General features: G+C 71.5%; 25 protein-coding genes and 1 pseudogene. 19 read left to right on the forward strand and 7 right to left on the reverse strand.

Features of this window, described 5'->3' with window-relative positions; all coding sequences use genetic code 11:
* Window position 1 precedes the first annotated feature (1 nt).
* The gene (locus AB0C33_RS36690; RefSeq protein ID WP_358296091.1) at window positions 2-667 is read right to left on the reverse strand and encodes a response regulator transcription factor; all 666 of its coding nucleotides are present in this window, start codon (window positions 665-667) and stop codon (window positions 2-4) included.
* Between the two features lie 162 nt (window positions 668-829).
* On the opposite strand from AB0C33_RS36690, the gene AB0C33_RS36695 reads away from it, so the two are divergent.
* The 5 genes from AB0C33_RS36695 to AB0C33_RS36715 all read left to right on the forward strand — a co-directional run bounded on the left by AB0C33_RS36695 (window position 830) and on the right by AB0C33_RS36715 (window position 7,959).
* On the forward strand, window positions 830-1,918 hold the full coding sequence (locus AB0C33_RS36695; RefSeq protein ID WP_358296094.1) for a hypothetical protein: 1,089 nt from the start codon (window positions 830-832) through the stop codon (window positions 1,916-1,918).
* A gap of 323 nt (window positions 1,919-2,241) precedes the next feature.
* Window positions 2,242-3,573 (forward strand): PHB depolymerase family esterase, encoded by a 1,332-nt coding sequence (locus tag AB0C33_RS36700; RefSeq protein ID WP_358296096.1) that lies wholly within the window; start codon window positions 2,242-2,244, stop codon window positions 3,571-3,573.
* Window positions 3,558-4,946: a PHB depolymerase family esterase gene (locus AB0C33_RS36705; protein WP_358296100.1), complete on the forward strand. Its 1,389-nt coding sequence runs from the start codon at window positions 3,558-3,560 to the stop codon at window positions 4,944-4,946. Before AB0C33_RS36700 ends, AB0C33_RS36705 begins: the two co-directional genes overlap by 16 nt.
* 26 nt (window positions 4,947-4,972) lie before the next feature.
* Window positions 4,973-6,550 carry a lectin gene (locus AB0C33_RS36710; RefSeq protein ID WP_358296103.1) on the forward strand — a complete coding sequence of 526 codons (1,578 nt, stop codon included), beginning with the start codon at window positions 4,973-4,975 and terminating at the stop codon, window positions 6,548-6,550.
* Between the two features lie 77 nt (window positions 6,551-6,627).
* Window positions 6,628-7,959 (forward strand): glycoside hydrolase family 43 protein, encoded by a 1,332-nt coding sequence (locus AB0C33_RS36715; RefSeq protein ID WP_358296106.1) that lies wholly within the window; start codon window positions 6,628-6,630, stop codon window positions 7,957-7,959.
* 69 nt (window positions 7,960-8,028) lie between these two features.
* On the opposite strand, the pseudogene AB0C33_RS36720 reads toward AB0C33_RS36715, so the two are convergent.
* Window positions 8,029-8,179, reverse strand: a pseudogene (locus AB0C33_RS36720) (integrase core domain-containing protein); the annotation flags it as partial.
* A gap of 218 nt (window positions 8,180-8,397) precedes the next feature.
* Here AB0C33_RS36720 and AB0C33_RS36725 point away from each other — a divergent pair.
* The 3 genes from AB0C33_RS36725 (at window position 8,398) to AB0C33_RS36735 (ending at window position 10,826) form a co-directional block, all read left to right on the forward strand.
* Window positions 8,398-8,757 (forward strand): hypothetical protein, encoded by a 360-nt coding sequence (locus AB0C33_RS36725; RefSeq protein ID WP_358296109.1) that lies wholly within the window; start codon window positions 8,398-8,400, stop codon window positions 8,755-8,757.
* Window positions 8,758-8,967: 210 nt separating this feature from the next.
* Window positions 8,968-10,179: a sensor histidine kinase gene (locus AB0C33_RS36730; RefSeq protein WP_358296112.1), complete on the forward strand. Its 1,212-nt coding sequence runs from the start codon at window positions 8,968-8,970 to the stop codon at window positions 10,177-10,179.
* Window positions 10,176-10,826 carry a response regulator transcription factor gene (locus AB0C33_RS36735; RefSeq protein ID WP_358296115.1) on the forward strand — a complete coding sequence of 217 codons (651 nt, stop codon included), beginning with the start codon at window positions 10,176-10,178 and terminating at the stop codon, window positions 10,824-10,826. The genes AB0C33_RS36730 and AB0C33_RS36735 overlap by 4 nt, the downstream gene beginning before the upstream one ends.
* A gap of 291 nt (window positions 10,827-11,117) precedes the next feature.
* Here AB0C33_RS36735 and AB0C33_RS36740 read toward each other — a convergent pair whose 3' ends face one another.
* Together AB0C33_RS36740 and AB0C33_RS36745 are read right to left on the reverse strand one after the other, a co-directional pair.
* Entirely contained in the window at window positions 11,118-11,663 is a 546-nt protein-coding gene (locus tag AB0C33_RS36740) for a hypothetical protein (protein ID WP_358296118.1), read from the reverse strand.
* A 158-nt stretch (window positions 11,664-11,821) separates the two neighbouring features.
* Window positions 11,822-12,583, reverse strand: coding sequence for an MBL fold metallo-hydrolase (locus AB0C33_RS36745; protein WP_358296121.1), 762 nt, complete (start codon window positions 12,581-12,583; stop codon window positions 11,822-11,824).
* A 122-nt stretch (window positions 12,584-12,705) separates the two neighbouring features.
* Between AB0C33_RS36745 and AB0C33_RS36750 the strand changes: the two genes are divergently transcribed.
* Window positions 12,706-13,638 (forward strand): LysR family transcriptional regulator, encoded by a 933-nt coding sequence (locus AB0C33_RS36750; RefSeq protein ID WP_358296124.1) that lies wholly within the window; start codon window positions 12,706-12,708, stop codon window positions 13,636-13,638.
* Window positions 13,639-13,686: 48 nt separating this feature from the next.
* Here the strand turns inward: AB0C33_RS36750 and AB0C33_RS36755 are convergent, their stop codons facing one another.
* Window positions 13,687-15,141, reverse strand: coding sequence for an MFS transporter (locus tag AB0C33_RS36755; RefSeq protein ID WP_358296128.1), 1,455 nt, complete (start codon window positions 15,139-15,141; stop codon window positions 13,687-13,689).
* Between the two features lie 84 nt (window positions 15,142-15,225).
* On the opposite strand from AB0C33_RS36755, the gene AB0C33_RS36760 reads away from it, so the two are divergent.
* The 5 genes from AB0C33_RS36760 to AB0C33_RS36780 all read left to right on the forward strand — a co-directional run bounded on the left by AB0C33_RS36760 (window position 15,226) and on the right by AB0C33_RS36780 (window position 18,306).
* Window positions 15,226-16,056, forward strand: a complete 831-nt coding sequence (locus tag AB0C33_RS36760) for a helix-turn-helix transcriptional regulator (protein ID WP_358296131.1) — start codon at window positions 15,226-15,228, stop codon at window positions 16,054-16,056.
* Between the two features lie 11 nt (window positions 16,057-16,067).
* A complete protein-coding gene (locus tag AB0C33_RS36765; protein ID WP_358296134.1) occupies window positions 16,068-16,268 on the forward strand; it encodes a hypothetical protein in 201 nt (66 codons plus the stop codon).
* A 252-nt stretch (window positions 16,269-16,520) separates the two neighbouring features.
* On the forward strand, window positions 16,521-16,886 hold the full coding sequence (locus AB0C33_RS36770) for a transposase (RefSeq protein WP_358296137.1): 366 nt from the start codon (window positions 16,521-16,523) through the stop codon (window positions 16,884-16,886).
* 17 nt (window positions 16,887-16,903) lie between these two features.
* Window positions 16,904-17,512 (forward strand): PadR family transcriptional regulator, encoded by a 609-nt coding sequence (locus AB0C33_RS36775; protein ID WP_358296140.1) that lies wholly within the window; start codon window positions 16,904-16,906, stop codon window positions 17,510-17,512.
* On the forward strand, window positions 17,509-18,306 hold the full coding sequence (locus AB0C33_RS36780) for an alpha/beta hydrolase (protein ID WP_358296143.1): 798 nt from the start codon (window positions 17,509-17,511) through the stop codon (window positions 18,304-18,306). The genes AB0C33_RS36775 and AB0C33_RS36780 overlap by 4 nt, the downstream gene beginning before the upstream one ends.
* A 220-nt stretch (window positions 18,307-18,526) precedes the next feature.
* Here the strand turns inward: AB0C33_RS36780 and AB0C33_RS36785 are convergent, their stop codons facing one another.
* The gene (locus tag AB0C33_RS36785; RefSeq protein ID WP_358296146.1) at window positions 18,527-18,871 is read right to left on the reverse strand and encodes a hypothetical protein; all 345 of its coding nucleotides are present in this window, start codon (window positions 18,869-18,871) and stop codon (window positions 18,527-18,529) included.
* A gap of 696 nt (window positions 18,872-19,567) precedes the next feature.
* On the reverse strand, window positions 19,568-20,089 hold the full coding sequence (locus AB0C33_RS36790) for a MauE/DoxX family redox-associated membrane protein (RefSeq protein ID WP_358296149.1): 522 nt from the start codon (window positions 20,087-20,089) through the stop codon (window positions 19,568-19,570).
* 317 nt (window positions 20,090-20,406) lie between these two features.
* On the opposite strand from AB0C33_RS36790, the gene AB0C33_RS36795 reads away from it, so the two are divergent.
* The 5 genes from AB0C33_RS36795 to AB0C33_RS36815 all read left to right on the forward strand — a co-directional run bounded on the left by AB0C33_RS36795 (window position 20,407) and on the right by AB0C33_RS36815 (window position 24,087).
* On the forward strand, window positions 20,407-20,595 hold the full coding sequence (locus AB0C33_RS36795) for a hypothetical protein (protein ID WP_358296152.1): 189 nt from the start codon (window positions 20,407-20,409) through the stop codon (window positions 20,593-20,595).
* A gap of 70 nt (window positions 20,596-20,665) precedes the next feature.
* Entirely contained in the window at window positions 20,666-21,244 is a 579-nt protein-coding gene (locus tag AB0C33_RS36800; RefSeq protein ID WP_358296155.1) for a hypothetical protein, read from the forward strand.
* Window positions 21,245-21,266: 22 nt separating this feature from the next.
* Complete coding sequence (locus tag AB0C33_RS36805) at window positions 21,267-21,803, forward strand: hypothetical protein (protein WP_358296158.1); 537 nt, start codon at window positions 21,267-21,269, stop codon at window positions 21,801-21,803.
* Window positions 21,800-23,626, forward strand: coding sequence for an ABC transporter ATP-binding protein (locus AB0C33_RS36810; protein WP_358296161.1), 1,827 nt, complete (start codon window positions 21,800-21,802; stop codon window positions 23,624-23,626). Before AB0C33_RS36805 ends, AB0C33_RS36810 begins: the two co-directional genes overlap by 4 nt.
* A complete protein-coding gene (locus AB0C33_RS36815) occupies window positions 23,623-24,087 on the forward strand; it encodes a S26 family signal peptidase (RefSeq protein ID WP_358296164.1) in 465 nt (154 codons plus the stop codon). The genes AB0C33_RS36810 and AB0C33_RS36815 overlap by 4 nt, the downstream gene beginning before the upstream one ends.
* The last annotated feature ends 7 nt before the right edge of the window (window positions 24,088-24,094 follow it).

Here is a 24,094-nt window from a genome sequence, read left to right on the forward strand (position 1 = left end):
TTCATCGCGGGACCCCGATGCGGTAGCCGCCCTCACGGACGGTGCCGATCACCGGTGGTTCGCCGAGTTTGGCCCGTAACCGGCGCACGGTCGTCTTGACGGCCGTGGTGAACGGGTCGGCGGCCTCGTCCCAGACCCGTTCCAGCAGCTCCTCCGTGGACACCACCCGGTCACCGGCGGCGAGCAGGCACTCCAGCAGGGCGAACTCCTTCGGGGTCAGCTCCAGGCGCCGCGCGCCGCGAAAGGCCACCCGCCTGCTCGGGTCCAGGATCAGGTCCTCCGCCCGGAGGATCGGCGGCACGGCGGGCGCCGAGCGGCGTCCCAGCGCGCGCACGCGGGCCACGAGTTCGGCGAAGTCGAACGGCTTGGGCAGGTAGTCGTCCGCGCCCAGCCCCAGACCCTCGACCCTGTCCCGTACGGTGCCCGCGGCGGTGAGCATCAGCACCCGCGACCCCGCGTCACCGGCGGCGATCTCGCGGCACACCTCGTCGCCGGGCGTGCCCGGCAGATCGCGGTCCAGCACCACCACGTCGTACCGGGTGGCGGCCAGGCGGGCCAGAGCGTCGTCGCCGTCGAGGACGATGTCCACCGCCATGCCCTCGCGCCGCAACCCGGTCCCGATCGCCCGCGCCAGGACCTCGAAGTCCTCGACGACCAGCACTCGCACGACCGTCCTCCTCACCCCGGTGGTGGCGCCGTTCCGTCCACCGCGTCCGTCACCGGACACGATGCCAGGGATCGGGTGTCGGGCGGGTGTCAGCGGCTGACACCCGGCCGACACCGGCCGTGCCGTACAACCGTCCGTGATTCCCCTTCGAAAGGACGAGACGTGACAGATCCGCGGTTGACCCGGCGCAGGTTCCTCGCCGTCACCGGGGCCGGTACGGCAGCCGGCGGACTGCTGACGGCCGGCTCGACGGCCGGCTCGACGGCCGGCTCGACGGCCGGCTTGAAGGCCCGCCCGAGGGGCACGGGCGAGGTGTCCGCACGGGGCCTCACCCAGGCCGTCCTGTCGGCCTTCGAACGCCACCGGCTCGTCGCCGTCGGCGAGTCGCACGGGCAGCAGGAACACGGTGACGCGCAGCAGATGCTGCTCACGGACCCGCGGCTGCCGGACGTGGTCGACGACATCGTCGTCGAATTCGGCAACGCGCTCTACCAGCCGGTCATCGACCGGTTCGTCGCCGGCGCGGCGGTCGAGGACCACGTGTTGCGGCAGGTCTGGCGGAACACCACGCAATCGCCCGGGGGCACCGGCGACCAGCCGATCCGTGAGCAGTTCTTCCGTACGGTCCGCGCCGTCAACTGGACGCTGCCCGCCGCGCGGAGGATCCGGGTGCTCCTCGGGGACCCGCCCATCGACTGGTCACGCATCACCACCCAGGACCAGGTGGACGGCTTCCTCGCCCAGCGTGACACCCACATGGCGTCCCTGGTGCGGCGGGAGGTGCTCGCCAGGAACCGCCGGGCGCTGATCTGCTACGGCAGCGGGCACGTGACGCACTCGCCGGAGCGGGGCCAGAACGCCGACCACGCGGTCCCGCTGATCGAGGAGCAGACCGGCCGGCGCGTGTACGTGATCGTGGCCGGCAGCCATCCCCGCCTGGCGGCCTGCCCACGGCGTACGGTGATCGCGTGCTCCGGCAACTGGCTGGAGTCGGCCGACGCGGGACAGTTCATGGACGCGCCCCGGCTGTGCGGCTTCCCGCTGGGGAAGCTGGCCGACGCCGTCCTGTACCTGGGGCAGCTGAAGGACCTGACGCAGCCGCTGTGGAACCCCGCGATCTTCCTCGATCCGGCGTACTGGGCGGAGCTCCAGAGACGCAACGCGATCAACGGCAACCTCGTCGACCTGGAGGCGTACCGGCGGCAGCAGCCGATCTCCCTGCCCTCGTCACCGCCCGTGAACTGCGCCTGACAGCGCCGGCCAGGACGCCTCCGGCCCCGCACCCGTGCCGTTCGTCTCGATTCCGCAGGTGCAACGTGCAACTTGGCGTCCGGAGAGTTTCGTCAGCTGCTGTCGCGGGAGGCTGATGAAAGTTTCACGGCGACGCTCTCGCCGGCCCGCCTCGATAAGTCAAGGTGAGCGCGCTCGGCGGCCGCCTCCTCCGGCCGCCGCGCGCCACGGCGCTCTTGACAGCGCCTTTACGGCTCGTATTTGCTCCCTCCGTCCCTTCCATCGGCCCGGAAGAGCTCGACCGGTGAGCGCTTTGTTAGCGCTAACATACGAGAGGTGGATGCATGAAGCCAGGCGAATCGCGCAGCACGAGGCGCGCGGGCATCGGAGCCGCTCTGGCGGCTGTGATCACGGCGGCGGTCACCGGTCTGTCCATGCTGCTGGTGGGCGCGCCGCAGGCGTCGGCCGCGGTCCTGACCGAGGTGACGAACTTCGGGGCCAACCCGGGCGGGCTGCGGATGTACCTCTACGTCCCCGACAGGGTGGCGGCCAGGCCGGGCGTCCTGGTGGCGATGCACGGCTGCAACGGCTGGGCTCCCGGCTTCCACCAGGGCACCGAGTTCGCCTCGCTGGCCGACCGGTACGGCTTCATCGTCATCTACCCGCAGGCGAACAAGAGCGCCAACGGCCTGTCGAACTGCTTCGACGTCTGGTCGAACGAGGCCCTGCGGCACGGCGGCGGCAGCGACCCGGTGTCGATCGTCTCCATGACCGACTACGTGCTGCAACGCTACGGGGGCGACCCGCAGCGGGTGTTCGCGACCGGTTTCTCCTCCGGGGCGATGGAGACCGGCAACCTGCTCGCCACCTACCCCGACGTGTTCAAGGCGGGAGCGCCGTTCTCGGGCGTCCCCTACGGCTGCCTCGGGCCCGCCGGATGCGGGGACAAGACGCCGCGGCAGTGGGGCGACCTGGCCAGGAACGCCTACCCCGGCTACACCGGGCCCCGGCCGCGCGTGATGGCCTGGCACGGCACCGCCGACTCCGTCCTGCCGTACACCATGTTGCAGGAGGAGGTCGACCAGTGGACCGACGTGCACGGCCTGAGCCAGACCCCCGCCTCCACCGACAGCCCGCAGCCCGGCTGGACCCGGCGGGTGTTCGGCTCCGGGCAGGTCGAGGCGTACACCGTCACCGGCGCCGGACACGACCTGCCCCACCCGGGGATGGCGGCGTACGCCATCCACTTCTTCGGCCTGGACGGCGGCTCGTCCACCACGACGCCGACCCCGCCACCCGCAGGTCAGATCAGGGGAGTGGCCTCCGGCCGCTGCGTGGACGTCCCGGGCTCCGCCACCGCCGACGGCACCGCCGTACAGCTGTGGGACTGCAACGGCCGCACCAACCAGCAGTGGACGCGGACCTCGGCCGGAGAGCTGAGGGTGTACGGCGACAAATGCCTGGACGCCGGAGGCACCGGAAACGGCGCCAGGATCCAGATCTACTCCTGCTGGGGCGGCGACAACCAGAAGTGGCGCGTCAACTCCGACGGCACCGTCACCGGCGTCCAGTCCGGGCTGTGCCTCGACGCCGTCGGCGCAGGCACCGGCAACGGCACCGGGCTCCAGCTCTACACCTGTCATGGCGGCACCAACCAGAAGTGGACCTGGACGTGATGCCCCTGGCCCGCCGCGCCGACCGCGGCCCCGCGACGACCCGGGCATCGCGTGCCGCACTCGCGACCGCCGCCGTCCTCCTGATGGCCGCCGCCGTGCTGCTGGGCGTCAGCCCCGCCGCGGCCGCGTCGCTGACCCGGGTGACCGGCTTCGGCAACAACCCGACCAACCTGAACATGTACATCTATGTCCCGGATCGGGTGGCGGCGAGGCCGGCGCTGCTGGTCATGGTGCACTACTGCACCGGCTCGGCCGCCGGGGTGTTCAACGGCGTCGGGCACGACTACGTCACCGCCGCCGACCGGTACGGATACATCATCGTGGTCCCGGAGGCCACCCGCAGCGGCCAGTGCTTCGACGTGTCCACTCCGGCCGCGCTGAGACGTGACGGCGGCGGGGACTCCACCGGGATCATGTCGATGGTCGGCTATGCCCGGCAGCGCCACAATGTGGACCCCGCCAAGATCGTGGTCAGCGGCTTCTCCTCGGGCGCGATGATGACCAACGTACTCGCCGCGCAGTACCCCGACGTGTTCTCGGCCGCCGCGGCGTTCTCCGGCGTCCCGGCCGGATGCTTCGCCACCGCCAACGGGTCCTTGTGGAACAGCGAGTGCTCCGGCGGCCGGATCGTCAAGACCGCCCAGCAGTGGGGCGACCAGGCCCGCGCCATGTTCCCCGGCTACACCGGCGCCTACCCGCGCATGCAGCTCTGGCACGGCACCGTCGACACCACACTGGCCTACGCCAACTTCGGCGAGGAGATCAAGCAGTGGTCCGGCCTGAACGGGGTGAGCCAGACCCCTGCGTACACCGACAGCCCGCGCTCGGGCGTCACCCGCACCCGGTACGGCGGCACCGGTGCCCAGCCGCGGGTCGAGGGGCTCAGCTTCGCGGGGGACGGCCACTCCCTGCCGTTGACGGGCATGTTCCCCCACGCCCTCTCCTTCCTCGGGCTCGACGGCACCTCGCCTGGCCCGGCGCCCGGCGGTCAGGTCAAGAACGCGGGGTCGGGCAGGTGTCTCGACGTCGCGGGCGCCTCCCAGACCAACGGCGCCCAGGCGCAGATCTGGGACTGCCACGGGCAGCCCAACCAGCAGTGGACGTCCACCGCCTCCGGTGAGCTGCGCGTGTACGGCGGCAAGTGCCTGGACGTGGCCAACCGGAGCACCGCCGACGGCGCCGGCGTGATCATCTGGGACTGCGGCGGCCAGAGCAATCAGCAGTGGCGCTTCAACGCCGACGGCTCCATCACCGCCGTCGGTGCGAACAAGTGCCTGGACGTGCCGAGCAACAGCACCGCCAACGGCGTCAAGCTGCAGATCTGGTCCTGCAGCGGCGCCGCCAACCAGCGCTGGGCCCGCGCCGGCTCATGACGACACCCAGGAGGTGGAGAAGCGAAATGCGTAGAATTCTGGGCCTGACGACGGCCGCGTTGCTGGCAGCCGGCTCCCTCGTCGCGATCGGCGGTGCGACGTCCCCGGCCGTCGCGCTGGAGAACGGCCTCGCCCGTACCCCGCAGATGGGCTGGAACGACTGGAACAGCTTCGGCTGCAACGTCAACGACGGCCTCATCCGCCAGACGGCCGACGCCATGGTCTCCAGTGGCATGGCGGCGGCGGGCTACACCTACGTCAACATCGACGACTGCTGGTCCACCAAGAGCCGGAACGCGAGCGGAGACCTGGTGCCGGATCCGCAGAAGTTCCCCAACGGCATCAAGGCCCTGGCCGACTACGTGCACTCCAAGGGGCTCAAGCTCGGCATCTACTCCTCGGCGGGCACCACGACGTGCGCGGGCTACCCGGCCAGCCTGGGCTACGAGCGGCGGGACGCGGCCCTGTGGGCGTCGTGGGGGATCGACTATCTGAAATACGACAACTGCGGCGACCACCGTGGCATGAACGGGCAGCAGCGGTACACGGCCATGCGGGACGCGCTGGCCGCCACCGGCCGCCCGATCGTGTACAGCCTGTGCAACTGGGGTCAGGAGAACGTGTGGACCTGGGGGGCGCCGGTGGGCAACTCCTGGCGTGACACCGGCGACATCGCGGCCAACTGGAGCTCCATCATGGGCATCCTGGACCAGCAGGTCGGGCTGGAGTCGTACTCGGGCCCGGGGGGCTGGAACGACCCGGACATGCTGGAGGTCGGCGTCGGTTCGGTGACGGGCACCGAGGGGCGCGCGCACTTCAGCCTGTGGTCACTGCTGAACGCGCCCCTCATCGCCGGCAACGACCTGCGCACGATGAGCGCCGACACGCGCACCATCCTCACCAACACCGAGGTCATCGCGGTCAACCAGGACTGGGGTGGCCGGCAGGGCCACAAGATCAGCGACAACGGCAACCTGGAGGTCTGGCGCAAGCCGATGAAGAACGGCTCGGTCGCGGTCGTCCTGCTCAACCGGGGCACCTCGACCGCGACCGTCTCCACCACCGCCGCGGCCCTGGGGCTGGGCTCGGCGTCCTCCTACTCCGTGCGTGACCTGTGGGCGCACGCGACGTCCTCCTCGCCGGGGACGATCAGCGCGCAGGTCCCCGGGCACGGGGCGGCCATGTACGTCGTGACGGGAGGCGGCATCGTCCCGCCCACCGCGGTCGCGATCAAGGGAGTGGGCTCGGGAAGGTGCCTCGACGTCGCCGGCGCCTCGCAGGCCAACGGCTCACAGGCGCAGATCTGGGACTGCCACGGCCAGGCCAACCAGCAGTGGACGCCCACCGCGAGCGGCGAACTGCGCGTCTACGGCGGCAAGTGCCTGGACGTGTACGACGGTGGAACCACCGACGGCACCAACGTCATCATCTGGGACTGCAACGGCCAGAGCAATCAGCAGTGGCGCTTCAACGCCGACGGCGCCATCACCGCCGTCGGTGCGAACAAGTGCCTGGACGTGCCGAACAACGCCACCGCCAACGGCACCAAGCTGACCATCTGGTCGTGCAACGGCGGCGCCAATCAGCGCTGGACCCGTAACTGACCCGTCATCCGGGAGCGATCGTGAGAATGGCATTACGGTTGCCGGCCACTACAAGAGCCGGACGCGGAATCGTAGGGGTGCTGGTCCTGCTCGGCCTCGTGGCGTTCCTGCCCGCCCACCCGGCCAGGGCGGACAATCCGATCATCCAGACCGTCTACACCGCGGACCCGGCGCCGCTGGTGCACAACGGACGGGTGTACCTCTACACCGGCCATGACGAGGACGGCTCGACCTGGTTCACCATGAAGGAGTGGCGGGTCTGGTCCTCCGCCGACATGGTGAACTGGACCGACCACGGATCCCCGCTGAGCCTGACCACCTTCAGCTGGGCGAAGTCCGACGCCTGGGCGGGACAGACCATCTACCGGAACGGCCTGTTCTACTGGTACGTGCCCACGACCAACCGGGCGACCGGCCGGATGGCCATCGGGGTGGCCGTCTCCGACAGTCCGACTGGGCCGTTCAGGGACGCACTCGGACGGCCGCTGATCGAGAACGGCGAGATCGACCCGACGGTCTTCATCGACGACGACGGGCAGGCCTACCTCTACTGGGGCAATCCGCACCTCTGGTACGTGAAGCTGAACGCCGACATGACGTCGTACTCGGGAAGCGCGACGCAGATCCCGCTCACCACGGCGGGATTCGGCACCAGGACGGGTGACGCCAACCGCCCGACGCTGTTCGAGGAGGGGCCCTGGGTCTACAAGCGGAACGGCCTGTACTACCTCGTGTTCGCGGCCAAGTGCTGCTCGGAGTTCATCGCCTACTCCACGGCCCCCGGCCCCACCGGGCCCTGGACCTACCGAGGGACGATCATGCCCACCCAGGGCGGCAGCTTCACCAACCACGCGGGCATCGTCGACTACCAGGGCGGCTCGTACTTCTTCTACCACAACGGCGCACTGCCGGGCGGCGGCGGCTTCACCCGTTCGGTGGCCGTGGAGAAGTTCGCCTACGGCTCCGGCGGCACGATCCCGACGATCAACATGACCGCGTCCGGGGCGCCCCAGGTGGGCACCCTCAACCCGTACGTCCGCCAGGAGGCCGAGACGATCGCCTGGGAGTCCGGGGTCGAGACCGAGCCCTCCAGCGAAGGCGGGATGAACGTCGGCTGGATCGAGAACGGCGACTACATCAAGGTCAAGGGCGTCGCGTTCGGCGCCGGCGCCAGGACCTTCACCGCGCGGGTCGCCTCGGCGGCCGGCGGCGGCAGGCTCGAACTCCGCCTGGACGGCGTCAACGGCCCGTCGGCCGGGACCTGCACCGTGCCGGGCACGGGCGGCTGGCAGACCTGGACCACCGTGTCCTGTCCGGTCAGCGGCGCGACCGGCACCCGCGACCTGTACCTGAAGTTCACCGGCGGAAGCGGCTACCTGTTCAACATGAACTGGTGGCAGTTCAGCTGACGTCGCATCTCCCGCGCGTCATCGGCGCCACCGCCACCCGCCTCCTGCCCCGCCGGCGAGAGGGGGGCGGGAGTGCCGTCGGACCGGGGTGTAGCGGGTGGTCCAGCCGAACACGGCCAGGCGGGTGGTGCGGGCTTCGGGCCAGCAGGGCGCCCTGCAGCGTCTCGCGTTTCAGACGAGCGTTGAAGGACTCGGCCGCCGCGTTGCCGGCGCTGGTGCCGGCCGTGCCTGGAATGACTCAGCCGCAGGCCGGGGCGGCCGTCCCGGCCCGGGCCGGGCGCTCAGTGCGGGCGTGCTCCACCGATCGGCTGATCGGCTCCACCGCCTGAACGGTCACCCGAATCCACCGCCCACTCGGAGGATCGGGCGATCCGCGCGGGGCGCCTGCGTTGCGACGCTGGACCCCGTCGGTGAGCACCGAGGACGGAGATGGTCGAGATGCGCAATGTGGTGTGGCTGGTCAGAGGGTACGTCCTGGTCAGCGTGCTGACGCTGGTCACGATGGTCGTGTTCCGGAACGACGCGGCGATGGTCCCCGACTCGGTGTGGATCCGCGGCACGCTCGTCGCCGTCGCTTCGCTGGTCACATGGTTCTTCGCGGTACGGGCGGCCAGGGGTGAGCGGAAGATGCTGCTGCGGCTGCGAATCGTCACCTCGATCATGCTCGTCGCGATCGTGGTGATCATCGCGTTGCCCGGTCTGTTCCCGCTCTGGTTCAAGCTGGAGCAGGGTGTCTGCGGCCTGCTCCTGCTGCCCGTGGTCGTCCAGCTCAACCGGCGGCCGGCGGACCGGCGCTGAGCGCGTCGATCGACGAGGCGGCGCAGGAGCGCGCCGACCCGAGGGCGCCGGACGGCGCTTCCAGCGGCGCGGGAGTCTCGACGGCGGCGGACGGCGCTTCCAGCGGCGCGGGGGTCTCGACGGCGGCGGCTAGATTGTTCTGGGAGCAGGTGAGCGATGGACAATTGGCGGATGGCCGCGCCGGCGGGCTGGGAGCGACGGCTCCTTCCCATGATCACCGTGGTTCCGTACGTGCTGCTGGCCGTCATGGCCGCCCTGACGATCGTCGTCAAGCACGACCAGCCGGGCTCGCTCGCCCTCGACCTCGCGCTCTGCGCGGCAGCCGCGGTGTGGAAGCTCGTGCTCTTCACGCTGCACCCGCAGTGGCGCGGGCGAGTCGGCGTGATGAGCGTGTTCATCGCGGGCCTGATCCTGTTCGGGCTGGTCATGGTCGTACGCGATCCGTGGTTCGGCGTCTACACGCCCGCGCTGTACTTCTACGCCTTCCGGATCATCGGCTGGCCGCGTGAGCTGTACTTCATCGCGGGCGTCGCGGTGGTGGCGGGCACGGCGCAGTCGGCCGGCCTGGACGTCGGCACCTGGATGGGCCTGCTGGAGTATCTGGGGGTGCTGGCCGTCAACGTCGTGCCGATGTGCCTGCTGGCCTGGCTCAGCGAGGTCGGCGCACGCTACTACGCGGCACGGGAGACGGCGCTGCGCGAGAGCAGGGAGGCCAACGCCCGGCTGGCCGCGGCCCTGGCCGAGAACGCGGCACTCCAGGAACGGCTGGTCGAGCAGGCTCACGAGACCGGCGTCCTGGACGAGCGGGCCCGGATGGCGCGGGAGATCCACGACATCCTGGCCCAGGGCCTGACCGGCATCGTCACGCAGTTGCAGGCGGCCGAGCAGGCGGCCGACGACCCCGCCGCGTGGCGGCGGCACCACGCGGCGGCGACCGCGCTGGCCCGGGAGAGCCTCACCGAGGCGCGGCGCTCGGTGAATGAGCTGCGCCCCGAACCCCTGGAGTCCGGCCGTCTGGCCGACGCCGTCAGCGAGGTCGCGGCCAAGTGGTCGGCACGCCACGGCCTTCCGGTCCAGGTGGCCGTCACCGGCGAGACCCGGACGATGCCCCCGCAGGCCGAGGTCGCCCTGTTACGGGTCGCGCAGGAGGCGCTGGCCAACGTCTTCAAGCACGCGTCCACCGCCACCCGCGTCGGCCTCACCCTCTCCTACATGGATCGGCAGGTGGTGCTCGACGTCCGCGACGACGGCCCCGGCTTCGACCCGGACGTGCGCGCCGGTCACGACGGGGGCTTCGGGCTGGTGGCGATGCGGCAGCGGATCGAGGCGCTGTCGGGCGCGTTGCGAATCGAATCAGAGGTGGGCGGCGGGACCGGGATCTCGGCCTGTCTGCCCGCGGACACGCCGGAGGCAGGCACATGAGTGACGCCATCAGGCTGCTCGTGGTCGACGACCACCCCGTCGTGCGTGACGGGCTCAGCAGCATGTTCGCCCGCGATCCCGAGTTCATCGTGGTGGGGGAGGCGTCGGACGGAGCCGAGGCTGTCCGGCTGGCCGAGGCCCTCGCGCCGGACGTGATCCTGATGGACCTGCGGATGGCGGGCATGGACGGCGTCACCGCGATCGGCGAGCTGGCCAGGCGCGGCGTGCCGGCCCGGGTGCTGGTGCTGACGACGTACGACACCGACAGCCACGTGCTGCCCGCGATCGAGGCGGGCGCCACCGGTTACCTGCTCAAGGACGCGCCGCGCGAGGAGCTCGTCCGTGCCGTACGCTCGGCCGCGCGCGGCGAGGTCGCGCTCTCGCCGTCGGTGGCCGCCCGCCTGGTGAGCCGGCTCCGCACCCCGGCCCCCTCGACCGGGCCGTTGAGCCGGCGCGAACTGGAGGTGCTACGGCTGGTCGCGGCCGGCCACAGCAACCGCAAGGCCGCCGTCCGGCTGTTCATCACCGAGGCCACGGTCAAGACGCACCTGCTCAACATCTACGCGAAACTCGACGTCAACGACCGCGCGTCCGCGGTGGCGGAGGCGTACAACCGCGGCCTGCTGGGGACGCCCGAGCGCCCGTAGCCCTCGCCGCCCGGCCCGCTCCGGCGAGCCCGATCGGCGGGTGCCGGCCCGGGATGGCCGGCGAGCGCCGCCGTGAACCGGGAGAACGCGCGTCAACAAGGCCCCTCCGGCACGGACCCGCGCAACCGTGACTTCGACCCCGCCATCGCCACGGTGATGCTGACGCAGGGCCGGTGTTCAGTGCCTGTCCCCGTCCTGACGTGCGTCGTAGGGGACCTCGTCCGGGCCCTGCGCGAGGGCGCGGCCTGGATCCCGCAACTCCGGTCGATCCCGCCGGACGGCCTCGGAGCGTCACACTCCCGCGCCTGGACCGGCGGAAGCCGCCGCGACACCTCTTCTTGAGACGGCGAGCACGGCCGCCGGTGTCATTTCTCCACCCCGGTGCTCATGATGCCGCGCACGAACGTGCGCTGGAAACAGACGAAAAGGATCACCGGGACGGCGATCGTCATCATGGCCCCGGCCTGGATGTAGGCCGGTTTCGTCGAGTGCAGGCCGTTGAAGACGGCCAGACCTACCTGCAGCGGCTGGAGCTCGGGCCCTCTTGACGACCTGCCAGTCGACCTTGTTGGTGAACTGCCCGGCCGGCTCGGCGAAGAAGGTCTCCTGGTCGGCGGTACGGGCGGGCATCGCGTCGTACGCGGAGAGCAGTTCCTGCGAGGCCGGGCCGACCAGGTACTTCAGGAACTCGAAGGCCGCGGCGGGATGCTTGCTGCCGGCCAGGATCCGGAAGGTGTCCGCGCTGGTGGGGGAGGTGGTCCTGCCGTCGTGCGAGGGCATCGCGGCCTCCGGCGCGTTCCGTACCGCCGGAATGATCTCCGAACGGGTGTCTCCCACGGACGCGGAATCCACCTACGCACGCCTGCGGGACGGCGGCGCACCGCCCGGAGCCCTCTGCTTCGACTGGACCGACACGACGGGGAACGGTGACCGCCGAGATCGCGGTCGCTGCCTGCGGGTCGGTGTCCACGATGAGCCTGCGCTGCCCATGGTGGTCACTTTGAGTGGTCACCGGCGGCGTAGCGGCTCCGAGGGCATGGCCGCCGCGCCGGCGGCGGGTCAGGCGGGATGTCGGCGGCTGCCTTCCGGAGGGCGTCGCCGGCGTCCGTGACGGGGTCGCCGTGGCCCACGCAGGCCGTCCGGATGTCCAGTTCGGCCAGCCGCCGGAACGAGCGGAGCATCTCGTCACGGTCCATGTTGAACACTCCGGGCATGACCAGCCCGGACACGTGCGCCACGGTGTCGCCCGTGAAGAGGACTCCGTGCTCCGGCAGGTGGAGGGCGATGCTGCCGGCGGTGTGCCCGGGGGTGGCGATCACGCGGGCCCCGCCCCCGAAGGCGATCACGTCGCCGTCCTCAAGCTCGCGGTCCACCCGGCACGGCGGCGCGGGCGGCAGCAGGTGGGCGCCCAGACTGCGATGCAGGGCCCGCTCCTCGTCGGTGAAGTTCGGCGGCGGGGCGGGCGCGTCCCCTCGGATCATCGGGGCCTCCAGGCGATGGGCCATCACCGTGACCTCGCCCCACGCCGTCACGTCCGCCGCACTGCCGCAGTGGTCCTCGTGGTAGTGGGTGAGGACGACCCGCCGTACGGCGTCGGTGCGCAGCCCGAGCCGGCCGATCGCCTCGGCGATCTCCCCGGCCGAGGTGGCGATGCCCGTGTCCACCAGGGTGAGCACACCGTCGTCGTTCCACAGGTACGCCTGCCCGAACGTCAGCCGCAGCAGGTGCAGGCGCCGGTCGACCTCCACGACCTCCATCGCGGGACCCCCTCTCATCAGCACGGATGTCAGGGAACAGGTAACCGGTCCGCTCATGGCACTGTCCAACATCCATGGGACCGCGGATTGACAACCGATGGTTGTCGATGCAGGGTCTGGGCGTGGAAGCAGACGTTTCCGGCGTACGCGCCTTCATCGCGACCGCCGAAGAACTGCACTTCGGCAGGGCCGCAGCGCGCATGTTCATCACCCAGCAGGCGTTGTCGAAACGCGTCCGCAGGCTGGAGGACGCCCTCGGCACGCCGCTGTTCGATCGGACCACCCGGTCCATCGAGCTGACCGCCGCCGGAAGGCGGTTCCTGCCCCTGGCCGTGGCGGCGGTGGCGGCGTTCGACGAGGCCGTGGGGGCGGTCCGCGTGGTGGACAGCCCCGTCCGCGTGGACGTCTACGACGAGCGCTTCACGCCCCTGCGCATGGTCAGGGAGGCGAGCGAGCGCGACCCGCGGCTGCGCGTGGAGGTGAGCATGCGGCAGGGGCTCGCGGTGGCGCTGCCGGCGCTGCGCCGCCAGGAGATCGACGCAGCCTTCGGACGGGCGCGCGACCTGCCGTGGCCGGAAGAGCTGGCCCAGCGGCTGGTCCACCTGGAGCCCCTGGCCGCGTTCGTCCCGGAGGATCACGCGCTCGCGCACCTGAGAGAGCTGCGGCCCGCCGACCTGCGGGCGGGCGGCATCGCCATGCCCGACCCGGCGGGCGCCGCCGAATGGCGCGCCTACCTGAGACGCCTCGCCGACCGTCTCGGCGTCCCCTTGCGCTTCACCGAGCCCGCCATCGGCCAGGGGCACCTGGTCCAGCAGTTCCTGCGCGAGAAGAGCGCCGTCGGCCTGGGGGAGTGGAGCATCGGCGCGACGGGGAGCGGGCTGCGCCGCATCCCCATCGTGGACCCGGTCCCCCTCCTGCCGTGGTGGGTGGTCTGGCACCGCCGCAACCCGCACCCGCTGCTCCGTACGCTGCTCGGCCGGCTCCCACGCGTGCGCCCGCCGGACCCGTCGGACGGGCGGCACTGGATCCCCGACGCCGACCGTGCCCTCCCGTAGGGTCGCCCGGCGTGACCGGCGTGGCCTGACCGGCGGGGTGCGGGCCTTTCACGCGCGCGTCCTTCGTGGCCGGCGGGAGGTGGTGCGGAGCAGGGCGTACCCGATCAGGAGCGAGACGACCAGCACCACGCCGGCGTCCACGGCGGCGGCCAGCCGGACACCGCTCAGCAGAGCCGGGGCCGCGGCCTGACCGGCGGCCTGGAGGGCGGACACCTGCGCCATGCAGATGGCGCTGAGGATCGGGGTGCCGACGGTGATGCCGATCTGCTGGGCGCTCGTCACCAGCCCGGTCGCGACCCCTTGAGCCGTGTCGGGCAGCCCGGACGTCACGGTGACGCCGTAGGAGACCACGACCGACATGTGGCCCACGGAGGCCAGGCAGATCACGGCCAAGGCCGGCCAGGCACCCTCGGTCACGGTCATCGCGGCGGTGCAGACACCCTGCAGGGCCAGCCCCGCGACCAGCGTCCGCCCCGCGCCCAGCACCCGGATCACCGAGGAGGAGACCATGCCCGTCACGGCCAGGACGACGCCCTGGCCGCCGAAGAACAGACCTGTCCACAGGGGTGACAGCGCCACGACGTCCTGCAGGTAGAGAGTCAGCAGGAAGATGAACGAGCTCATCATGGAGAAGGTGATCAGGCCGCCCAGGCTGCCGAAGGCGACCGTGGGCCTGCGCAACATCGTCAGCGAAACCAGCGGCTGCGCGGCTCGCGACTCGATGACCACGAACCCGCCCAGCAACAGCACGGCCGCCGCCATGGCCACCACCCTCACCGCTCCCGCCGCCGACAGGGCGAAGATGAGGCAGACCAGGCCGCCGCTGACTGTGGCGGCTCCGGGCAGATCCAGCCGGGGAGAGCGGGCGCCCCGGCTCTCGCTCAGCAGTCCGGGCGCCGCCACGGCGAGGACGCCGCCCGCGACGGCCAGCAGCGCCATCGTCGAACGCCAACCCAGCGTGTCGGTCATGGTGCCGCCGACCAGCATGCCGACGGTGAATCCGAGCGAGAGCACCGACCCGCTGGCGCCGAGCGCCCGGTTGCGCTGCGGCCCTTCGGCAAAGGTCGTCGTCAGCAGCGACATGCCGGTGGGAATGACGGCGGCGGCCCCCAGCCCCTGCAGGACCCGCCCCGCGACGAACACCCCCGGGTTCCACGCGAGTGCGGCCACCACGGAGGCCACGGTGAACAGCAGGACGCCGCCCAGGAAGAGCCTGCGCCTGCCGTACAGGTCCGCCATGCGGCCGAACAGCAACAGGCAGCCGCCCGAGGGCAGCGCGAAGGCGGTGATCGCCCATTGCAGGTCGGCCTGTTCCATCCCGAGCTCCCTGCCGAGATCGGGCAAGGCCACATTTAGAATCGAAAAATCCAAAGAAATAATGAATTGCGCGGCACACAGGATGGCAAGGATGAGTTTGGCACGCGTGGTGAACCGAGCGCCGTGCTCCCCGGAGGAGGTTCCGGCACCGGCCTCGGCGTCCCTGGACAAGGGGTCGATCGTCATGACGTCCACGCTCGGCCATCACCGGTCCGCGCGGGGAGAGCGTGGTGACACCGGTGGTGGCACCACCAGTCGAAGCGGTGCGCGGTGAGGTCGGGAGAGGAACGTCGCCGGGACCTGCGTGACTTCCTGGTGAGCAGACGTGCCCGCGTCAGCCCTGCCTCCGCCGGCCTGCCGGCGGGCGGGCGCCGGCGCACGCCGGGGCTGCGCCGTGAGGAAGTCGCGGTGCTGGCCGGGGTGAGCCCGGGGTGGTACCAGTGGCTGGAGCAGGGACGCGACATCAACGTCTCCGCGCAGGTGCTGGACGCGGTGGCGCGGGTCCTGCAACTGGACGAGGTCGAACGGCGGCACCTGTACACACTGGCCGGGCACAATCCGCCGTCTCCGGCCGGACACCCGCACGCCTACTGCGAAGGACTGCAACGACTGATCGAAGCCTGGGACCCCAAGCCGGCGACCATGCTGGACGCCTCCTGGAACCACGTGGCCTGGAACGAGTCGGCCAGGCTCGCGCTGGACCTGGCGCAGGCCGAGCGCAACTGCCTGGTGGGCTTCTTCCACGACCCGCGGTACCGACGCCGGGAGCGGGCCTGGCAGGACCTGGCGCCGACCGTGGTGGCGGCCTTCCGCGCCACGGCGGCTGAGCAGCCCCGCGATCACGACATCCACGACGTGGTCCGCGCACTGGAGGCGACCAGTCCCGAGTTCGCCCGGCTGTGGGCACGACAGGACGTCCAGGCGGCAGGAATCTGGATCAACGAGGTCGACCATCCCGTCGTGGGCACGCTGACCTTCGAGAGCAGCCAGATGAGGCTGCCCGCCAGGCCCGACCTGACCATGGTGCTGTACAACCCGCTGCCCTGCACCGACACCGCGGACAAGCTCGCCTGGCTGCGCTCCGTCACCGCGCCCGTCTGAGGCCGGCGGCCGTGAAGGGAGACGGGCGCATCGGCGGACACGGCGCCCTGCTCGCCCCCGGGACCAGGGACGGGTCCCTCCGGCTGTGGAACACAGCCGACGGCAAGACCACTGAACCCGTCCTCGCAGGCAAGGGCGGTGCGATCACCGCGATCGCCTTCGGCGGCGGCGTGCTCACCACCGCCCGCGAAGACGGTGACCTGCTGCTGTAGACCGTCAGGAACGGGCGGCCGAGACGGCTTCGCGGCGCGTCATCTCCTCGCTCGACGCGGCGACGTCGGTCGCGGTGAGCGCCGACGGCACCATGCTCGCCGAGGCGACGAAGGCAGAGGTGCGCCTCTGGGACGTGGCCAGCGGCAGGCGACTCAGGGAGTGGCACGCCCGAACAACCTCCCTGGCCTTCAGCCCCGACAACGGTGGGCTCGCGGCGGGCGCCGGGGACGACGGCCCAGGCCGTCCAGAAGGTGCTGCGCTCGCAGCAGCTGGGCCAGGCCGGCCTGGTCGCCACCGCCTACGCCTCGACGGTCCGGGCCCTGGTCGCGGTCATCACCACACTCAACACCGAGATCAAGACCCTCGCAGACGAGGTCGAGGCGCATTTTGGCTGGCAGCCGGACGCTGAGGTCATCCTCAGCCAGCCCGGTCGTGGGGTCGTTCTCGGCGCCCGGGTGCTCGCCGAGTTCGGGGACGCCCCCGGCCGCAATGCCAGTGCCAAAGCGCGCAAGAACTGCGCCGGAACCAGCCCGATCACCCGCCGATCCGGCAGGCCAACCATGGCAGCCGCCATCAGCATCAAGCGGTACGCCGTCACCTTCTTAGCCATAATATGACTAGTTAGAGTATGACTATGGCGCAACGTTCCGTCCTTGGACTCATCGTGCTGGGGCTGCTCACCGAGGAACCCATGCACGTCTACCGCATGCAGAAGCTCATCGAGCGGTACGGCAAGGACCGTGTCGTGAACGTCAGGCGCCGGGCGAGTCTGTACCAGACCATCGACCGGCTGACCCGCCTCGGCCTGGTGGAGGTGCTGCAGCGGGAGAGCACCGAGAGCCACCCGGACCGCACCGTCTACGCCATCACCGACCTGGGGCGCGAAACCGCCGAACGCTGGCTGCGCGAGATGCTGCGCACCACGGGCGGCGAGTTCCCGGAGTTCGTCGCGGCCGTTTCGATACTGGTCGGGCTCCCACCGGAAACAGCGCGCAAGGAGCTGGAGACACGCGCTCACGCGCTGGCCGGGGCCCTGGCGGAGGTCGAGTCGACGCTGAAGTCCTCCGGTGAGGTGCCACGGCTGTTCCTGCTGGAGGAGGAGTACCGCCGCGCGGTGCTCACCGCCGAACTGGAGTGGGTCCGCGGTGTGGTCGAGGACCTGCGGCAGGGACGGCTGACCTGGGACGAACCATGGCGGCGCGCGATCGCGGCCGCCCTCGAATCACCGGAGGAAGAGGCATGAGCAAGGAGTTGTACTACGAAGTGACCGGCGCGGGCCCGTTACTGCTGCTGATCGCCGGCGGCACCGACGACGCCAGGGACTTCACCGGGATGACGCCGCTGCTGTCCGACAGCTACACGGTGGTCTCCTACGACTGCCGCGGCATCTCCCGCAGCCGGTCCGACGGCCCGCCTCCGGACGTGTCGATGGAGACGCAGGTGGAGGACGCCCATTGGGTCCTGAAAGCCGCCGGCGGCGGACCGGCGCACGTCTTCGGCAACAGCAGCGGCGGCCTGATCGCCCTGGCCCTCGCCGCCCGCCATCCCGACCTGGTACGTACGCTGGTCACCCACGAACCGCCCGCCGTCTCCCTCCTCCCCGCCGACGATCCCCGCAGGAAGCTGGGCCACGAGGTGAACGAGGCGTACCGAAGCGGCGGGGTGGAGGCGGCGATGGCGCTCTTCGCGGCCGGCGCCGGTCTCGACAAGTGGGACCCGGACCCGCCCGGCGGAATCGCGGAGTCGCCGCAAGCGATGGCGCAGATGCAGGCCAAGCTCGCCCGGATGCAGACCAACCTGGAGTTCTTCTTCGGGCATGCGGCACTGCCGTACATGTCGTACAAGCCCGTCGTGGACCCCTCGATCCACGTCGTGGTGGCAGTCGGTGAGCAGTCGCGCGGGCAACTGCCCCACGACACGGCACTGGCGCTGGCCGAACGACTGGGCGTCAAGCCGATCATGGTCCCGGGTGGGCATTCAGGCTTCGTCACCCACCCAACCGCATTCGCCCACGAACTCCGCCAGATCCTGGCCTGACCCGGCCTACTGAAACCCACTCCATCCTGGCGCGGCCTGCTCAGGGCGGACCTTACGTCACAGCGTGACCGCGTCGGTTCGGGCCGACTGCCGGGGATCGGTGGCAGCCGGCGAAGGTGGAGCCGCTCAAGCAGTTCCCCAAGGCAGTGTTGGCGGCCGATGTATGACGGGCGCCGCTTGCCGGCCCGCTGGGCGGCTCGGCGTTCATCGCTGTGGGCGTTCACCAGCCGTCATCGACATCGTCGAGGTCTATTGCCGGATCGTCGCCCTCGTCGGCCCCGTTGTTCTCGCCCGAAGAGGACGGCTCTTGCCAGTTGCCGGCCCGGAGGTCGTCCACCAGGCTGATGGTGGCAAAGATTCCGAGAGCCGCGGTGAAGAGCCCCATCAGCACATTCCAAGGGGTGGAGAGGTCCTCGCCCGCACCGTTGATTCCGTGGATCACTCCAGCGATCATCAGCAGTCCCTCGACGGTCACTGCTGCCGCGAAGATCAGACACACTGTTGCGATGCAGCGTTGCTCGGTCGTGGGGCGTGTGCTGGGTGTTTCGTCCCCACGCTGCTTCATGTCGCTCAAAATATGGGTAGGCCGGCGGCCCGCCTAGTGGCTGAAAGGGTGTGAATCGCTGCTGTCGCCTTCCCGTGCGCCCGCGCGCAGTGCACCCGCGTCAGGCCCTGTACCCACGCCGCCACCAGCGCCTGCTCCTGCGACGGATGAGTACGCGCAACTCCTACAGCCGACATGGCGGGCCGGGCAACCCTGATGAGAACGCCCTACGCAGCCAGCGCGGAGGATCCGCTCGTCCGCGCCCGTGCCCGCACCGGCTGCGCCACTGAGCCGCCACTTTCTGCAGCTGGCCGATGTTCCCCGTTGGCCTTCGGCCTGGCCGCTCGCGGTGTGCTGCCACCGGTCGACGTCCGCAAGCTGCAGGTCGGCTTCACGAACGTGTCCCCAGCTCTGAACCAAGCTGATCTGCGCAGGTCGACCGGTTTCCGGGAAGATCGTGTTCCCGGGAGCGGAGATCGTCGTGTTCGGGCGCGCGGCGGCAGGATGGTGGCGCTCATGCGTCTCCAGGGTTGAGGTCGGGACGCCCTGGCGGCCGAGATCAGGCGGCGGCCGGCGACGGCCACCCACCCAGGGAGTACGTCGCCCTTCAGTACCCTGAGACAGGGCAAGCTGAACCCGCCGGACGACGACCGCTACCCGGCCGTCCGTCCGGCCCGCGTCGGCGAGTTCGTGAGCATGCTGCGCCTCTGACCCCGGTCAGCCGCGCAGCAGGGCGGTGAGGTCGTCCCAGCGGGACATGAGCAGCCCGGCGATGGCGCCGAAGACGCCGACGACGGCGGCGAGCGCGAGGTCGGCGGGCTGGGGGGCCGACGCGCCGGCCAGCCCGAGCAGGGCGACCGCGAGGAGAACGAGGTTGCGCACCACGTGCTGCACCCCCATGGGCGTGGTCGAGGCGCCGAAACAGCGGCACGACACGGCGGCCCCGCGCCGGACGACGCGCACGACGGCGACCGTGAGGCAGGCCAGCAACCCGGCCGCCAGCACGAACGCCGCCGTCCCCGCCCACGGCAGCGGGATCGCGGCCAGGACGACCACGAGGGCCTCCGCCACGGCGGCCGCGACGGCGACCGGCCGGGCCGCCGCGCCTCGGGCGACCCCCATCGCCCTGACGGACACGACGAACTCTCTCCAGGCCGTACGGCTGGTCACCTTGCTCGCCAGCGCGAGCGCGAACGTGGTGAGCAGCAACAGCCGGCACGCCACGTCGACGTACTGCATGATCGCAACCTCACGAATCGGGCAATGGGGATGACGGGCCGGAGTGCGGCCGGGACACGTCGGTCGTGGAGTCGCCGGCCCGCGCCGGGCTCGCCGAGGCCGGTGGGACGGATTCTTTCGGCTGATCCCTTACCGCCCGCATGTTGGCAGGTGATTCCCGTCCGGCGCAACACCCCGATCGGCCGGCAGGGCCGCGCCGTCCGGAGAACCGGCGCTCTGCCTGGGCCGATGGGAGGTCGTTGAGAAACCATTGAGAAATCGTTCAGGAGGCTGACGCATGCTGCGGCCACCAGCCCACCGACCGAAAGGAAGGCTTCATGCGTGCCATGACCAAATTGGCCGATCGGCTGCTGGAGATGGTCGCCCCGCACACCGTCGCCCGGGCGACCGACTGCGACTACCAGTGTTGCAGGGCGGACTACTGGAAGTACTGCTGCTACTACCCGAACGGCACCTCGCACTGCGGCTCCTGCATCACCAACTCGAGCGCCAAGCAGTGGTGCTGAGACCGACCGGTGCCCGGCCGCCGTCCGGCGGCCGGGCGCCTCGTTCGTGCCCCTCTCCGGGAGTTGGACAGTGTCCTACGCAATCGCCGTGCCGGCTCTCGCCGGCGTTCTGTTCCTGATGAACCTGGTGCTGGCGCTCGCGGTGCTGCGGCGCCTGCGCAGGCACACCGCCCGCATCGACCACCTGTACGAGGTCGTCGCCGGCACCCCCGACCTCGACGGCCCCGCCGCGGGCGACCTGGTCGGAGACTTCTCCGCGACGGACCTGGACGCGGCCCCCGTCACGCGGGACTCGCTGCCGGAGGGCGGCGTGGTGGCCTTCCTGTCGCCCGACTGCGAGGGCTGCCGGGCGGAGCTGACCGAGCTGACCGCCTGGGCGGCCGGGCAGGACCGGTCGCGAGTCCTGGCGGTCGTGGACGCCCGCGCCGGGGACCCCGCCCGGATGGTCGCGGCGCTCTCCCCTGTGGCGCGGGTGGTGGTGGAGCGCGACCACGCGCACGTCGCCGAGGCCTTCGGGGCGCGGACCGTGCCGACCGTCTTCCGCGTCGCCGCGGGCGGGACGGTCCTGTCCCGCGTCCGCAGCGTCACGCGGCTCCCCGAGACCGCCGGGAGCCGCGGGGCCGAGCGGGCGGCGAGCAACCCGTCGTGAACGTCGAACCGGAGGTGAACCCGTGACCCCACTGCTGATCGTCTCGAGTCTGTTGTGCGTGTTGTGCCTGGCGGGCCTGGTGCTGATGCTGGGGTTGGCCCGGCGGCTGCAGGAGCACGGCAAGCTGCTCGACGCCCTGGACGAGGTCGTCGAGCAGCGCGGCGGGCCCGGCGCGAAGGGGCTGGCGGCCGGTGAGGTGGCCGGCACGTTCGACGTGCGGACGGTCGACGGCGACCGCGTCGCCCGCGACCTGCTGCCCGAGGGCGCCGTGGTCGCCTTCCTGTCCTCCGACTGCGGCCGGTGCCGGACCGAGCTGCCCGAGCTGGCCTCCTGGGCGGCCCGGCAGGACCGCTCGCGGGTGCTCGTGGTCGTGGACGCCGAGCCGCTGGCCCGCACGCTCTCGCCGGTGGCCCAGGTGGTCGTCGAGCCGGACGGCGGGCCGGTGACCGGCGCGTTCCAGGTGGACTCCTTCCCCAGCTTCTTCCAGGTCGCCGCGGGAGGCGGGGTCCTGGCGCGCATCCGCGGCGTCGCCCAGCTGCCGGCCGGCTCGGCGGCATGACGGACGGGCCGGGCCCGCGCGTCCTGGCCGCCTGCGCGGCGCGGGGCGTCGGGCTGGTGTGGCGGGCCGCGCCGCTGTACGTCCTGGGGTACGTCACGGTCACGCTGGTGAGCGGTGTCACCCCGGTCGTGCTCGCGTGGCTGACCAAGGCGGTGCTCGACGGCGTCGCCACTGGGCGGGTCGCCTCGCTGCTCTGGCAGGCGGTGGCCGTCGCGGCCGTCACGACGCTGGCGGCCGGCGCCGCGCAGGCGGCCCAGTACCTGCGGGCCGAGGTCGACCGGCAGGTGTCGGTGCGGGCCAAGGCCGAGCTGTTCGCCGCGGTGTGCGGGTTCACCGGGCTGGCCAGGTTCGAGAGCCCGACCTTCCTGAACCGGCTGCGCATGGCCCAGCAGAGCGCCAGCAACCCGGGCAGGCTCGTGGACACCGCGCTCTCGACGACCAGCAGCGTGATCACCGTCGCCGGGTTCGTCGGGTCGCTGGTGGTGATCAGCCCGGCCTTCACCGGGCTGGTGCTGCTGTCGGCGGTCCCGGCGCTGCTGATCGAGCTGCGGCTGGCCCGCCAGCGGGTGGACATGATGTGGCGCATCGGGCCGGCCGAGCGCCGGGAGATGTTCTACGCCCACCTGATGTCCACGACCGACGCGGCCAAGGAGATCCGGCTGTTCGACCTCGGGTCGTTCCTGCGGCTGCGCATGCTGGGCGAGGCGTGGACCGCCATCAGGGCCCGCCGGACGATGGACCGGCGCGAGTTCGGCATGCAGGCGGGCCTGGCGGGCGCGTCGGCGCTGGTCGCCGGGGCCGGCATGGTGTGGGCGATCCTGGCGGCCGGCCAGGGGCGGCTGAGCGTGGGCGACGTGGCGATGTTCGTGGCGGCCGTCGCGGGCGTGCAGGCGGCGCTGAACGTCACCGTCTCGGCCGGGACGATGGCCCACGAGCAGTTGCTGACCTTCCACCACCACGTCACGATCCTGGACTCGGGCCCGGGGCTGCCCTCGCCCGCGCGGCCCGTCCCGCTGCCGGCGCTGCGCCGCGGCGTCGAGCTGCGCGACGTGTGGTTCCGCTACAGCGACGAGCACCCGTGGGTGCTGCGTGGCGTCGACCTGTTCATCCCGTACGGGCACACGGTCGCGCTGGTCGGGCGGAACGGCGCGGGCAAGAGCACGCTGGTCAAGCTGCTGTGCCGGTTCTACGACCCGACCCGCGGCTCGATCCTGTGGGACGGCGTGGACATCCGGGACGTGGCCCCCGAGACGTTGCGCGCCCGCATGGGGGCGGTGTTCCAGGACTTCGTCTCCTACGAGCTGACCGCGGCCGACAACATCGCCGTGGGCGACCTCACCGCGGAGGGCGATCGCGACCGCCTGGAGCGCGCCGCCCGCGAGGCCGGCGTCCACGACGCCCTCTCCGCCCTGCCGCACGGCTACGACACGATGCTGAGCCGCGAGTTCGCGCCGGAGCAGGACGAGGAGGAGGACGGCGTGCTGCTGTCCGGCGGGCAATGGCAGCGGCTGGCGCTGGCCAGGGCCTTCCTGCGGCGCGACGCCGACCTGATGATCCTGGACGAGCCGAGCGCCGGCCTCGACGCCGAGGCCGAGCACGAGGTCCACCGGCAGCTCGCCCGCCTGCGGGCCGGACGGACCAGCGTCGTCGTCTCCCACCGGCTCGGCGCGATCCGCGACGCCGACGACATCGTGGTGCTCGGCGACGGCGTGGTCACCGAGCTGGGCACGCACGGCGAGCTGATGGCCCTGGACGGCACGTACGCCCGGCTGTTCACCCGGCAGGCCAGCGGCTACCGGGACGACGTGGAGGTGCCCGGATGATCGTCACCGGCCTGGTCGCCGGGCTCGTGGTGATCATGCTCGGGCTCGCCTGGCTGCGGCGCGCGTACGTGGTGGTGACCGTGGAGGGGGAGAGCATGCTGCCCACCTACCGGCCCGGGGAGCGCGTGCTGGTGCGCAGGACCGGGCCGCGACGGCTGCGCACCGGCCAGGTCGTCGTCCTGGCCCGGCTCGTGGAGGCGGCCGAGGACGGGCAGGCGCGCTGGATGATCAAGCGGCTCGCGGCCGTCCCCGGCGACCCCATTCCCCGCGCGACCGTGCCCGCCCTTCGCGCCGCGCCGGGAACGCGCGTCCCGGACGGCCACCTCGTCGTGCTGGGCGACAACCCGCGGCGCTCGCTCGACTCCCGCCGCACCGGCTACCTGACCGCCGACCGGCTGCTCGGCGTGGTGCTGCGCAAGGTCGAGAGCACGGACGCCCCTCCGGTCCCGCGCACACCATGATCGGACG

Origin of the sequence: Nonomuraea sp. NPDC048881, from assembly GCF_040649795.1 — a bacterium.
Classification (GTDB): Bacteria; Actinomycetota; Actinomycetes; order Streptosporangiales; family Streptosporangiaceae; genus Nonomuraea.